General features: G+C 67.3%; 10 protein-coding genes and 1 pseudogene. 4 read left to right on the forward strand and 7 right to left on the reverse strand.

Going from position 1 to position 12,281, the window contains the following annotated elements; all coding sequences use genetic code 11:
* Both AC6EUH_RS07255 and AC6EUH_RS07260 read left to right on the forward strand, forming a co-directional pair.
* Nucleotides 1–289, forward strand: a pseudogene (locus tag AC6EUH_RS07255) (HNH endonuclease signature motif containing protein); the annotation flags it as partial.
* 206 nt (nucleotides 290–495) lie between these two features.
* Complete coding sequence (locus AC6EUH_RS07260; protein WP_056426810.1) at nucleotides 496–1,656, forward strand: calcium:cation antiporter; 1,161 nt, start codon at nucleotides 496–498, stop codon at nucleotides 1,654–1,656.
* A gap of 103 nt (nucleotides 1,657–1,759) precedes the next feature.
* Here AC6EUH_RS07260 and rsmD read toward each other — a convergent pair whose 3' ends face one another.
* The 6 genes from rsmD to rfbB form a co-directional block, all read right to left on the reverse strand.
* Nucleotides 1,760–2,398 (reverse strand): 16S rRNA (guanine(966)-N(2))-methyltransferase RsmD, encoded by a 639-nt coding sequence (gene rsmD, locus AC6EUH_RS07265; protein ID WP_499738221.1) that lies wholly within the window; start codon nucleotides 2,396–2,398, stop codon nucleotides 1,760–1,762.
* 42 nt (nucleotides 2,399–2,440) lie between these two features.
* On the reverse strand, nucleotides 2,441–4,714 hold the full coding sequence (locus tag AC6EUH_RS07270) for an ATP-dependent DNA helicase RecG (protein WP_499738222.1): 2,274 nt from the start codon (nucleotides 4,712–4,714) through the stop codon (nucleotides 2,441–2,443).
* Complete coding sequence (locus AC6EUH_RS07275) at nucleotides 4,704–5,723, reverse strand: DAK2 domain-containing protein (protein WP_499738315.1); 1,020 nt, start codon at nucleotides 5,721–5,723, stop codon at nucleotides 4,704–4,706. Before AC6EUH_RS07275 ends, AC6EUH_RS07270 begins: the two co-directional genes overlap by 11 nt.
* A gap of 22 nt (nucleotides 5,724–5,745) precedes the next feature.
* Nucleotides 5,746–6,756, reverse strand: a complete 1,011-nt coding sequence (gene thiL, locus AC6EUH_RS07280; RefSeq protein ID WP_499738316.1) for a thiamine-phosphate kinase — start codon at nucleotides 6,754–6,756, stop codon at nucleotides 5,746–5,748.
* An 81-nt stretch (nucleotides 6,757–6,837) separates the two neighbouring features.
* A complete protein-coding gene (locus tag AC6EUH_RS07285) occupies nucleotides 6,838–8,292 on the reverse strand; it encodes a sugar nucleotide-binding protein (protein WP_499738223.1) in 1,455 nt (484 codons plus the stop codon).
* 3 nt (nucleotides 8,293–8,295) lie between these two features.
* A complete protein-coding gene (rfbB, locus tag AC6EUH_RS07290; protein WP_499738224.1) occupies nucleotides 8,296–9,294 on the reverse strand; it encodes a dTDP-glucose 4,6-dehydratase in 999 nt (332 codons plus the stop codon).
* A gap of 52 nt (nucleotides 9,295–9,346) precedes the next feature.
* Here rfbB and rfbA point away from each other — a divergent pair, with 52 nt between their 5' ends.
* Both rfbA and AC6EUH_RS07300 read left to right on the forward strand, forming a co-directional pair.
* Nucleotides 9,347–10,204 (forward strand): glucose-1-phosphate thymidylyltransferase RfbA, encoded by an 858-nt coding sequence (rfbA, locus tag AC6EUH_RS07295; RefSeq protein WP_499738225.1) that lies wholly within the window; start codon nucleotides 9,347–9,349, stop codon nucleotides 10,202–10,204.
* A gap of 83 nt (nucleotides 10,205–10,287) precedes the next feature.
* A complete protein-coding gene (locus AC6EUH_RS07300) occupies nucleotides 10,288–10,911 on the forward strand; it encodes a YdcF family protein (RefSeq protein WP_082492580.1) in 624 nt (207 codons plus the stop codon).
* Here AC6EUH_RS07300 and AC6EUH_RS07305 read toward each other — a convergent pair.
* The gene (locus AC6EUH_RS07305) at nucleotides 10,902–12,104 is read right to left on the reverse strand and encodes a glycosyltransferase family 4 protein (protein WP_499738226.1); all 1,203 of its coding nucleotides are present in this window, start codon (nucleotides 12,102–12,104) and stop codon (nucleotides 10,902–10,904) included. The two genes, AC6EUH_RS07300 and AC6EUH_RS07305, sit on opposite strands and share 10 nt — an antisense overlap.
* Nucleotides 12,105–12,281 lie beyond the last annotated feature (177 nt).

Raw genomic sequence — 12,281 nt, forward strand, 5'->3', positions numbered from 1 at the left:
CACCGGCATCTCGAACCTGGGACAGCCCTGCCGCAAACACCACCGCCTCAAACACGGATCCGCCTGGACCCCCACCATGGCCACCAAGGACGAACCGCCGGGATGGATCTCACCGTCCGGCCGGACCTACCCCAGCGAACACCAGGACTGGGAACCACCCCACTGGCCCAACCAGGGCATTCCCCCTGATCCCGGCTGCGACCCCGACCTGGAACTGCCCATAGACCCGTTCCCGGAGTGGCACGTGTTCGCGGCCGCGCATGCACTTGGGAATGTCAATGCTGCTTGAGTCCACCTGTCCGGCGACCGCAGTATCAACGGGGACCACATCCTCCAAGGAGAGGGGTGCGCCGCCTCGTTCAGAATTGCGGTTTCGCGGGGCCCTGGTTGCTCTGCAGTAGCATGAACGGCAGAGTGTGACACCAGCGCTGCGGACGGGACGGCCCGTTCGTTTCGATCGGCACGGGGACGGCCTCGTGGAATGGGGGTCAACCCTTGGTTTCCTCTACTGCACGATCCGTTATCACGCCCGCCGCCACAGTCCGCGTCGTGGTCGGTTGGGGCGCCGTTCTCGGATTGGTGTTTGCCGGACCCCTGCTTGAACCGCCTGTTCCCACCCTGCTGCTTATTGCTGCACTCGTGCTCATCGTCGGAGTCGTTCTGGTCTGCGCCTTCGGGGTGGTCCATGAGGCTGAACATCTCGCCCACCGGCTTGGTGATCCGTATGGCTCCCTGGTGCTCACACTTTCGATTGTGCTGATCGAGGTGGTGCTCATTTCCGCCGTCATGCTTGGGCCTGGCGAGCACACCACCATCGCACGCGACTCCGTGATGGCCGTATCAATGATCATTCTCAACGCCGTGATCGGGCTCTCTGTCCTCGTCGGGGCGATCAAGCACGGCAACCTGGGCCATAACCGCACCGGCACTTCCTCGTATCTCGCCCTGATAGTCGTGCTCGTCTCGCTGGCCTTCGCCCTCCCGACCCTGATCGGGCGTGACGGCTCCTTCACACCCGGGCAGGCGATCCCTATCGTCGTGCTGACACTTGCCCTGTATGCCTTCTTCCTGTACCGGCAGATGGGCAGGCAGGCCGACGACTTCCGCGAAGTCGATCAACGCTTCGCCGCCGATACTGCGACGCGCGGCAGCGGCGCCGCCGTTCAGAGCCGCCGAAACGTCACCCAGGTCATCGCAGAGCACCGCACCGAGATATTGCTGCGGATCACGCTGCTTATCGTGACCGTCGTGCCCATCGTGCTGCTCTCGCATGACATGGCCACGCTCCTGGACGACGGGCTTGACCGCGTCGGTGCGCCGGTGGCGCTTTCGGGCATCCTGATCGCCATGATTGTTTTCCTGCCCGAGTCGATCACATCAGTGCGTGCAGCCTTGCAGGGTGAGATCCAGCGAGTCAGCAATCTGTGCCATGGAGCCCTGGTCTCCACAGTCGGCCTGACGATTCCCGCCGTACTCATCATCGGCGCCCTCACCGGACAGGCCGTCGTATTGGGCGAGTCGCCGGCCAACCTCTTGTTCCTCGGCGTCACTTTGATGCTGTCGGTGACAACGCTTGCCTCCAAGAAGGTCACTGCCATGCACGGCGCAGCCCATCTCGTGGTCTTCGCGGTCTACGGCATCGCTGTCTTTTCATAAACCCCGCGGCGAGGCTTTTCGCCCTGGCCATGTTTAGCTGGGCGTGTCTACGTAGCACGCGTTCTCATTCCCGAGCCAGGGCGACCGGTGGGTACGACGTTGACTAGTCGGCGTCGTCCGCAGCGCCGGCGTCCCGGCTTTCGTCCGCCAAGAGGTCGTCCGCCGGCCCTTCTTCAACGCCGGGTTCGGCGAACCAGAGTTTGGTCTCCCCGTACTTCCGTTCCGCGAACCGCTCCATACCTTCCGGCCAGGACGGTTCCGGGGCCCGGGACGAGCGCTCCACAACGACGACGGCGCCCTCGGCCAGGTGCGGGAGCAGCTTGGCCAGCACCCCGGCCAACGCGGGCTCGTCCAGGGGGTACGGAGGATCGAGGAAGACGAGGTCCCAGCGGACAGCGGCCTGGGTCCGCTCCAGGAACGATTCCACCTTGGACCGGTGCACGGAGACCACCTTGCGCCGCGCCACCGTGTTGACCAGGTCCGCATTGCGCTGGCAGACCTCGCTGGCCTTGCCGTCGGATTCCACCAGATCCACGGACTCCGCGCCGCGGCTGGCGCTTTCCACGCCGAGCGACCCGGAGCCGGCGTAGAGATCCAGCACGCGGGCGTCGGCGATGACCTCGAAAGCGTCCAGCCGGGAGAAGAGCGCTTCCTTGACCCGGTCCGTGGTGGGGCGGGTCAGGGATCCGGGGACGCTGACCAGGGTGGTTCCGCCGGCGGCGCCGGAAATGATGCGGCTCATGGGCGTGCCGCCTGGGACACATGCACGGATGCCTGGATTCTGTTAGCCGCGTTCAAGGAACGCCTCCTTTTCAGGATTGAGGTATTCGTCGATCGCCCCGGCCAGGTCGGGGTTCGCGCCCAGGGACGGGTCGGCGCCGACGATCTGCCAGGCGTCCTGCCGTGCCCGGGCAATCACGTCCTCGTGTTCCAGGACCCGCAGCAGCTTCAGCGTGGACCGGCCGCCGGACTGGGAGGCCCCCAGGATGTCGCCTTCCCGGCGCAGTTTGAGGTCCTCCTGGGAGAGCTCGAACCCGTCGGTGGTGGCAGCCACTGCCTCGAGCCGGCGGCGGCTCGGGTGGCCCGGCTCCAGCGTGGTCACCAGCAGGCACGTGCCCGGCAGCCCGCCGCGACCCACCCGGCCGCGGAGCTGGTGGAGCTGCGAGATGCCGAAGCGATCCGCGTCCAGGATCACCATCAGCGTAGCGTTGTGCACGTCCACGCCCACCTCGATCACCGTGGTGGAGACCAGGACCTTGGTCTGGTTGGCCGTGAACGAGGCCATGGTGTCGGACTTCAGGGCGGGGTCCTGCCGCCCGTGCAGCGGCGCGACGGGCACCCCGGCCAGCGCTGGTTCGTCCCGGAGCTGTTCGACGACGGCGGTCACCGACGCCAGTTCGCGCGCCCCGTTCTCCCCCTCGAGGTCCGCGGCGGAGGGTTCCGCCTCGCCGGGACTGAAGTCGCCGTCGTCGTCGGTGCCGATCTTGGGACAGACGATGTAGACCTGGTGGCCGGCGTCGATTTCTTCCCGGGACCGGCTCCAGAGCCGGCCGAGCCAGGCGGGGTGCTCGGCCAGCCCCACCACGTGGGTGGTGATCGGGGCACGGCCGGCCGGGAGCTCGTCCAGGATGGAGGTCTCCAGGTCACCGAACACGGTCATGGCCACTGTCCGGGGAATGGGGGTGGCGGTCATAACCAGCAGGTGCGGGGGTTTGCTGGCCTTGGACCGGAGCACATCGCGCTGTTCGACGCCGAAGCGGTGCTGTTCGTCCACCACGATCAGGCCGAGGTCGTAGAAGGAAACGTTGTCGCTGAGCAGGGCGTGGGTGCCGATCACTATCCCGGCGGTGCCGGATGCGGCGTCCAGCATGGCCTGTTTCCGGGCCGCGGTGGGCATGGAGCCGGTGAGCAGCGTGACCTGGACCGCGTCGGGGCCGAAGCCGCCCAGCAGCCCGTCCCGGGACAGCGGCCCCAGCGTGCGGCGGATCGAGTCGAAGTGCTGCGCGGCGAGGACCTCGGTGGGGGCCAGCAGCGCGGCCTGTCCCCCGGCGTCCACCACCTGCAGCATGGCGCGCAACGCCACGATCGTCTTGCCCGAGCCGACTTCGCCTTGGAGCAGGCGGTTCATCGGAGAGTCCTGCGCGAGCTCCGCGGCCAGGGTCTTGCCGACGGCGGCCTGGCCGGCGGTCAGCGTGAAGGGCAGCTGCCGGTCGAACGCGGTCAGGAGACCGTCCGCGGCGGGCCGGCGGGCGGTGGCCTCCTCGGCGGCCAGCAGGGCGCGGCGCCGGGCGAGGGCCGACTGGAGCACCAGGGCTTCCTGGTAACGGAACCGGTCCCGGGCGCGCTGCCAGTCCGGAGCGGTCTGCGGGGCGTGGATGAGCCGGTAGGCGTCCGCGACCGGCAGGAACTTCTCCCGGCCTGAGATCTCCGCCGGCAGCGGGTCCGGCAGTACCTCCAGGTCCACGGTGTCCAGCAGCGTCGCGATGACCTTCTGGATGGACCAGCTGGTCAGCTTGGCGGTGGCCGGATACACCGGGATGGGCATGGCGGCGAGCTTCTCCGGGTCCATGCCCGGGGTCTCCGGGTCCTCGTCAAGCAGCAGGAAGTCGGGGTTGGTCAGCCCCAGGGCGCCGCCGTACCGGGTGACCTTTCCGGAGAACATGGCGCGGCGGCCCGGCTGCAGCTCGGCCTTGGCCCGGAAGCCGTTGAAGAAGCTGACCTTCAGGGTGCCGGGAAGCCCGGTCCCGGCGTCGTCGGAAATGACGACGTCGGTCAGCGAACCGCGGCGGGCGCGCATGGCCCGGGTGCTGTTGGAGACCACCCGGGCAATCAGGGTGACTTCCTCGTCGAGCGGGACCTCGCTGATGGGGGTGAGTTCGCCGCGGTTCAGGTAGCGGCGGGGGAAGTAGTTCAGCAGCCCGCCCACGGTGGTGATGCCCAGGTGCTTTTCAATGACGGCCGCGGAACGCTTGCCGATCCGGCGTTCCAGGCCGAGGTGCATTTCGGCGCCGCCTACTTCTCCACCGCCATGCGCAGCGCTGTGCAGTTCAGCTTCCATGCCCGTCCGGGTTCCGCGGCGTGGCAAGCTCGCTCACGCTGATATCCGAGGGCTCGCCGAGGGAACGGATCAGGGTGACGGCGGGCCCGGCGTCCGGCACGTGAACGTGGACACGCCAGCGGTAGGCGCCGGACGCGTCAGGGGCCCCGCCCACCTGGCTCATGATGACGGAGTCGCCCATTTCGTCGAGCCGCTGGCGCATCATGGCGGCGTCGAGCGGTGACAGCGTGATGGTGCACATGACTTCCACCCCCTCGTCCCGCGGCATGGCGGCGTGGATGTGGGGGTCCTGGACGTCGTAGCCGTGCAGGCCGTCCAGGAGTTGGTCCTGGAGTTCCTCGCCCAGGACGGCGGAGCGCAGGCAGTCGAGGATCAGCAGCATCCCGACGCCGCCGGCGTCCACTACGTGGGCGGCGTGCAGCGCCTCCAGTTGGTCTTCGGTGCGGACCACTGCGGCGACGGCGGCGTTCACGGTGGCGTCAAGTGCCAGGCCGAGCGTGTGGTTGCTGTCGTCGCCGTCGTGCGCGGAGTCCACGGCGGCCGCCGCGCGTGCGCAGGCCTCCATCACGGACAGCATGGTGCCGGGAACCGGATCGCTCAACGCCGACCAAGCCCGGATCTGGGCACGGTTCAAGGCGGCGGCCAGCAGCGACGCGGTCAACCGGTGGTGGCCGGCGAGAGGCTCGGCCGCGGCGCAGAGGAACACGGCGAACAGGGTGCCGGAGTTGCCGCGGGCCTGCTCCATGGCGGCCTCGCCGGCCTGGGCCAGGACGGCGCCGACGTCGTTCAGGGCCGGATCCGGCGTGCCGAACGAATGCACTGTCGAATCTGCGCTGATCTGCGGCAACGCGGAGGTATCGAGGCTCTGGAGGACCCGGGCGGCCGCGCGCACCGTCAGGTACATGTTGGTGCCCGTGTCGCCGTCGGCCACGGGGAAGATGTTGATGGCGTTCAGGCGGTCGCTGTGGTTTCCAAGCGTCGTTTCTGCCTTGCTCAACCACCGCTTCATCGCTTGCGCGTTGGCGGTAATTTTAGTCTGCAAAGTGATCCCATCCCACAGTGTCAGCGGGCCTGCCCGCTATCTTGACGCCCGTGCTGTCCGTTGGTGCAGGGGCTTCTACCGAGCCTATCGCAGTGAAACCGTGAGGCAGCTGAACGCCCGCGGGAAATGCGGCGAGCAGTCCGTGGTCCTCCCCGCCGCCCAGGACCCAGGTCATGGGATCCATGCTCAGCAGGTCGGCGGCCGGCTGGAGCGGAACCGCGAGGTCCTTCAACGCTGCCGGGTCCAGGTTGAGGACGGCGTGGCTGGCGGACGCCATCCGTTGGCCGTCGCGGACCAGCCCGTCGGAAATGTCCATCAGTGCCGTCGCCCCGGAGTCCCGGGCCAGGGGTCCGGCCGCGAGCGGGGGCATGGGCCTGCACTGAGTGTCCAGCAGCCCGCGCTGCTCCCGGCTCAGGGCCTCGACGGGAGCGTCCGACTCCAGCAGCGCGAGACCCGCCGCGGCGCGGCCCACGGTGCCGGCAATCGCCAGAGTGTCCCCCGGCCGGGCGCCGGAGCGCAGCACCGCCGCGCGGCCGTCGAGGGTGCCGAGGATCGCCACGCTGACGGCCAGTTCGCGGCCCCTGCCGAGGTCGCCGCCGGCCACGGCGCAGTGGGGGGCGCCCAGGTCGCGGATGGCCTCCGAGAGCCCGTCGGCGAAGTCTTCCACCCAGGCGACCCGGGTTTCCGGGGGCATGGTGAGGCTGACGACGAGCGAGGTGGCGCGGGCGCCCATGGCGTTGATGTCGCTGAGGTTCTGCGCGGCGGCTTTCCAGCCGACGTCGTAGCCGGTGGTCCGGTAGCCGTTGTTCCACTCGAGCCGGAAGTCCTGGTCCGCCACCTGGGTGTCGATGCTGAGGACCGCCCGGCCGTCCGGGGCGGCCACGATCGCGGCGTCGTCCCCCGGGCCCAGGATCAGCGCCGGGTTGTGTTCCTGGCCGTAGTGCAGGCGCGGGAAGATCCGTTTCAGGAGCTGGGATTCGGAGAGCTCAGCGACGGTCAAGGGCGGGGCAGTCTGCGGTGAGGCGGGCTGTGGTTGCTCGTTCAGGGGCGGTTCGTTCAGTCGTTCAGGCACAGCCCCACGCTACCGCGACGGTCCGACGCCGGCGTCCTCCGGGTGCGTGCGCACGTCCCGCCCAAGGTAGTCGCGGAGTCTGGTGCCGGCCGACGGCGGGTGGAATCCCTGGGCCGCGATCTTTCCCAGTTCGAGCGTGCTGGTCTGCGGCCTGGGGGCCGCGGACTTGTCCTTGAAGTACTCCGCCGTGCTGACACCGGTCACCGCCGTCCGGGCTCCCCCGGTGAGTTCGTACACCTCCGCTGCGATGTCCGCCCAGGACTGGGGTTCGCCGTCGTTGCTGAGGTTGTACGTGCCAAAGGGTGCGCCCGTTGTGAGCAGGTGGCGGATGCCGGCGGCGATGTCCTCCGTGAAGCTGAGCCGTCCGACCTGGTCGTTGACCACCGATGGCTCCACCCCGCGCTCCGCCAGGGAGGCCATGGTCCGGACGAAGTTGCTGCCGTCACCGATGACCCAGCTGGTGCGCAGGATGTAGTGCCGGGGCACCACGCTGACGACGGCGTCTCCCGCGGCTTTGGTCTGGCCGTATACGCCCAGCGGTGAGACGGGCTCGGACTCCTCGTGTGTGGCGCGGGTGCCGTCGAAGACATAGTCGGAGGAGACGTGCACCAGGATCAGGTTGTGCTCGACGGCGGCCCGGGCCAGCCGGGCGACGGCGGTGACGTTGACTGCCCAGGCCGTCCTGCGTCCGTCGGGGGTCTCGGCGGCGTCGACGGCGGTATAGGCCGCTGCGTTGATGATGGTGGAGTAGTTCTGCCAGTTCCGGGCGCCGAAGGAGGCGTCGCTGCCCAGGTCGAACTCCGCCCGGCCGGCGAACTCGACCGCGGAATCGCCGTCGTACAGGTTCCGCAGGGCCTTGCCGAGCTGGCCGTCCGCGCCCACCACCAGGACTCTCCTGGGGGGCATCGGGACCACGTCGGCGAGGCGGGGATGGGCTTTGTCCTTGTCGGAGAGCTCAGCCAGTTCCAGCGGGATCGGCCAGGCGATGGAGGCCGTCTCGTCCGCGAGGTTCAGGAAGGTGTACTGTCCCTGGGCGTCGGCGGACCAGTGGTCGTTCACCAGGTAGGTGTAGGCCGTGTTGTCCTCCAGCGTCTGGAACGCGTTGCCGACGCCGCGGGGGATGAAAATGGCCTGGCCGGGGTCCAGTTCCGCGGTGAACACGGCACCGAAGGACGGCCCTTCGCGCAGGTCAACCCACGCCCCGAAGATCCTGCCCGTGGCGACGGAGATGAACTTGTCCCAGGGCTCCGCGTGAATCCCGCGCGTGGTGCCGGCCTTCTCGTTGAATGAAACGTTGTTTTGCACCGGCCGGAAGTCCGGCAGGCCGAGGGCCATCATCTTCTCGCGCTGCCAGTTCTCCTTGAACCAGCCGCGGTTGTCGCCGTGGACCGGAAGATCGTAGAGGACGACGCCGGGAATTGGTGTTGTGTGCGCTGCGAGCTTTTTCGAGAACTCGGTTCCCATCGTCTACTGGCCCTGTTCCGTGTACTTGGCTTCCGTGGCAGCCTTCTGCGGGCGCCACCAGTCCTCGTTGTCCCGGTACCAGGCGATGGTGGCCTCCAGGCCGGCGTCGAAGTTGGAGAAGCGCGGCTCCCAGCCGAGCTCCCTGCGGAGCTTCGTGGAATCAATGGCGTAACGCAGGTCGTGGCCGGGCCGGTCCAGGACGTGGTCGTAGGCGTCGGGGGCCTCGCCCATGTGCTTGAGGATCAGTTCAACGACGTCCTTGTTGTTCTTCTCGCCGTCGGCGCCGATCAGGTAAGTCTCGCCGATCCGGCCCCTGGCGATGATGGCCAGGACAGCGGACGAGTGGTCGTCCGCGTGGATCCAGTCGCGGACGTTCTCGCCCTTGCCATACAGCTTCGGGCGGATGCCGTCGATCACGTTGGTGATCTGGCGCGGAATGAACTTCTCCACGTGCTGGTACGGGCCGTAGTTATTGGAGCAGTTGCTGATGGTCGCCTGCAGCCCGAAGGAACGCACCCAGGCCCGGACCAGCAGATCCGATCCCGCCTTGGTGGACGAGTACGGGCTTGAGGGGTTGTACGGCGTGCTCTCGCTGAACCGCTCCGGATCGTCCAGGTCCAGGTCGCCGTACACCTCATCCGTGGAGATGTGGTGGAAACGCTTGCCGTGCTTCCGGGCCGCCTCGATCAGCGTGTACGTACCAATGATGTTCGTGTCGAGGAAAGGGCGCGGATCGTGCAGCGAGTTGTCATTGTGGGACTCCGCGGCGTAGTGGACCACGACGTCGCAGTCAGCAACCAACCCGTCCACCAGGGCTGCGTCGCAGATATCTCCCCGGACGAACCGGAAGCGCTCCCCCGGCAGGCCGGTGAGCGACTCGAGGTTGCCGGCGTAGGTGAGCTTGTCCAGGACCGTCACATGGTCCCGCCCCTGCGTCATGACATGGTGGACAAAACTGGCGCCGATGAAGCCTGCGCCACCTGTGACGAGTAGTCGCTGCATGACTCAGACCATACCTGTTGCGCTTGCCCCAAGAAACATAAAGGATGTGCCCATGCGCGGAATCATTCTGGCCGGGGGAACAGGATCACGGCTCCATCCGATTACCTTCGGCATCAGCAAGCAGCTTGTCCCGGTCTATGACAAACCGATGATCTATTATCCGCTGTCCACCCTTATCCTGGCCGGAATCAGGGACATCCTGGTGATCACGGCGCCGCGGGACTCGGACCCCTTCCGCCGCTTGCTGGGTGACGGCTCACAATTCGGGGTCTGCATCACGTACAAAGTCCAGCCGTCGCCGGACGGGCTCGCCCAGGCCTTCATCCTTGGCCAGGAACACATCGGCGGCGATTCCGTGGCCCTCGTCCTCGGCGACAACATCTTCTATGGCCCGGGAATGGGTACCCAGCTCGGCAAGTACGTCGACGTGGACGGGGGGTCGGTGTTCGGCTACTGGGTGCAGGATCCCGGGGCCTACGGCGTGGTCGAGTTCGACGACTCCGGCCGCGTGCTGACGCTGGACGAGAAGCCCGCGCTGCCGAAGAGCAACTACGCAGTGCCCGGACTCTATTTCTACGACAACGACGTCGTTGAGATCGCCGGCGAGCTGAAGCCGTCACCCCGCGGCGAACTCGAAATCACGGACGTCAACAAGGCGTATCTTGCCGTGGACAAGCTGCACGTCGAGATCCTCCCCCGGGGAACGGCGTGGCTGGACACGGGCACGTTCGACGACCTCAATGACGCGTCAAATTTTGTCCGGACCGTCCAGAAGCGGCAAGGATTGATCATCGGTGCGCCGGAGGAAGTTGCGTGGCGCCAGGGATTCCTCAGTGATGACGAGCTGCGGGCACGGGCCGAGCCACTGGCCAAAAGCGGCTACGGCTCGTATCTGCTCGGGCTGCTGTAGGCGGATCCCGGTCCCGGCCGCCGTCGGGCATGTTCGGCGAACCGTTTTCGCGGCGGAACGGGCCGCGTGCGAGACTCTTACTCATGCCCCTGCCGCTGCCAACCTTGAGTCCCCCGGCGGCTCGGATTGTTGCCTGGATTTCCGGGGCCGCCCTGGTCTGGCTGGTTCTGGCGGTTCAACTCTTTGTGAACGTGGATCCCCTGACCGTGCACCGGACCGACGCCGTGATCATGCTGGGCGGCGCGGCCTCCGAACGGCTTCCGGTGGCGCAGCAGATGCAGCGTGACTACAACATCCCCGTCCTGGTCCTGTCCCACACGGACACGCCCGGCAATGTTGCGGCCGACACTGCCTGCAACTCGGCTGCCTTCCCGAGTATCCAGCTCCTGTGCTTCCAGCCCGATGAGTACGACACGCGCGGCGAGGCGCGGGCCATCGGCAAAATCGCCCGGGCGAACGGATGGAAGTCCATCACGGTGGTGACGTCCAGCTACCACCTGTCCCGGGCGGAGCGCCTGATGGAGCAATGCACGACGGCGGACGTTCAGATGGTGAACTCCCACCCCCAGCTGAGTGCGGGGCAGTGGCTGCGGCGGTTCGTCATCGAGACCGGCGGGCTGCTGGATGTGTCCCTGCGGCCGGAATGCGCGGATCAGACGGATCAGAGCGTGAGCGACGCCGTCGGGGAAGAGCCGAATTATCGCTGAGTGACAGGTTCTTTGCCCAGGAGCTCTGAGATGAGTTCCATGTACTTTTCCGCCAGCTGCGTGTAGTCCGCGTGCTCCTTGACCCACTGGCGGCTGGCATCGGACCGGACCAGCCGTGAGCGGTCCGCGGCCAGTTCGCGCCACAGGGCGGCCACAGCCTCCGGGGTGCTGGGCACAATATCACCGGCATCCGCATCCTCGATGACGCGTGCGGCCTCACCTTTGACGATTGCGGTGACGTGGCGGCCGAGGGCCAGGACCTCGTAGGTCTTGGACGGGACGGTGGTCTCGAACGACTTCCAGTCATCGCGCAGCGAGACAATGCAGGTGTCCGCCGAGGCATAGCGGTCCATAACGTCCTGGCCGTGCAGCGACGGATGGAACGTGACGGGGGCGCCGAGTTCGGCGGCCAGTTTTTCCAGGGCAGGGCTTTGGGTGCCGTGGCCCACCAGATGCAGGTGCATGGCATCGCCCACTAGGGCGCTGGCGCGGATGACGACGTCGAGCCGCTGGCTTTCGCCGTGGTTTCCAAGGTAAAGCGCCTCGAAGACATCCCGCTCCGGGTCCGGGGATCCCAGGGACGGAATGGTGTCAACGTGGAGGCCGTTGCTCACGGTTTTGACATTTTTCAGCCCGCGCGTGCGCAAAGTGTCGGCGAAGCCCTCCGTTACCGTGACCACCAGGTCCGCACGCTTCTGGACGAACTCCACCGCCATTTCGACGACGCTCTTCACGCGCCCGCGCACCATGCGGGAGTCCCGGGCCAGGTCCGGCCAGGCGTCGCGCATTTCAACGATGAGGGGAACGCCCCGAAGCCGGGCCAGCAGGTACCCCGCGGCGAGGATCGGCAGGCTGGGCGCCGTGGCGATCACCACGTCGGGCCGGCGCGTCAGGAGGCCCAGGGGCACGGACATGGCGGCGGAGAAGCACTGGTCCAGCAGTCTGGCCAGGTGGGAGTTGCCGTGCGGCAGGTATGGCACCCGCCGGATCAGCTCGGTGAACTGGCCCTTTTGCCGCCGGAAGGCGCGTCCTGCCAGGTCGGCGGGAAGCTCACGCTTGCCCACCGGGAAGTGCGCCACCGGGGTCACCACGTCGAATTCCCAGCCGTAGGCGCAGAACTCCCTCAGCAGGGCGGTCCACCGGCGCTGCGGCGGGCTGTTTTCAGGCCAGTAGGAGTGTGCCAGCAGGGTCACCCGTGTGGCTCGGGGGAACGCCCCATGTGATGTTTTCAACAGCTCCCCCAAAGCAAGTGCAGTTCGGTTCGTCGTGGTGTTCGTCATCGAACCTTTGCGTGGGCACCGCCAGGAGACAGCGGCGCCAACGCGTAATCATACATGTTCGACCGGACGTTGCCGCACGCGGGATGGCGC

Source organism: Arthrobacter sp. 001422645 (genome assembly GCF_059816125.1).